Here is an 864-nt window from a genome sequence, read left to right as displayed (position 1 = left end):
TCAAAGCCCGTATTGATTGGGGACACACTCTAACTGACATCAATTCTCAAGACCAAACATCATCAGAAAACCGTTTACACTTCTCTGTGGAGTCAAGATTATGAAGCTCAACCTATGTGGAACAACCTTAATTCAACAATTAATATTACAGATTATCACTGGCTTGATTGTCGCTGCTAATCCTGGGATAGTTAAAGCGCAACTGACACCGGATAATACCGTTGGTTCTACTACTAGAAGTGATACTGTTAAGGGACTTAATAGTGATATCATCGAGGGAGGAGCAACCCGTGGTACTAATTTATTTCACAGTTTCACTAATTTTAATGTAGATGCTGGTAAGGGAGTTTATTTTAGTAACCCTGCTGATATTAACAACATTTTAACCAGGGTTACTGGCAGCAGTCAGTCAAATATTTTCGGAACTTTAGGGGTGTTAGGTAATGCTAACCTGTTTTTAATTAATCCCAATGGTATTAGTTTTGGTCCAAATGCTCAGTTAGATGTCAAAGGTTCTTTTGTCGCTTCCACTGCGGATAAAATTGTTTTTGATAATTATCAATTTACTACCACTAATCCCACAGCGCCACCGTTGTTAACTGTGAATATTCCTCTAGGGTTAGGTTTCCGCAATAATCCTGGGGATATTAATGTTAATCTGGCTGGTTCTACCCTAGCATTTAATAACGGTCAGGGATTGAAAGTTCCTGAAGGCAAAACCCTAGCCCTAATTGGTGGTAATGTCAATATTAATGGTAATGGTGTTAATGCAGAAGGATTGAGAGCGGGAATTTTATCACCGGGAAGTCGGGTACAATTGGGTGGTTTAACTCAGACGGGAACTGTTAATTTCAACGAAAATTT

Annotated in this window: 1 protein-coding gene; it reads left to right on the top strand. The window is 38.9% G+C overall.

The genetic code is table 11. The annotated features are described in order from the left end of the window. Positions 1–100: 100 nt before the first annotated feature. The coding region (locus FFO06_RS20685; RefSeq protein ID WP_137909701.1) for a filamentous hemagglutinin N-terminal domain-containing protein at positions 101–864 on the top strand (764 nt) is incomplete at its 3' end.

The sequence above is a fragment of the Dolichospermum planctonicum genome (assembly GCF_005402965.1).
Taxonomy (GTDB): Bacteria; Cyanobacteriota; Cyanobacteriia; order Cyanobacteriales; family Nostocaceae; genus Dolichospermum; species Dolichospermum planctonicum.
The sequence above is the reverse complement of the archived record's forward strand: the minus strand, read 5'-3'. Positions and strand labels throughout refer to the sequence as shown.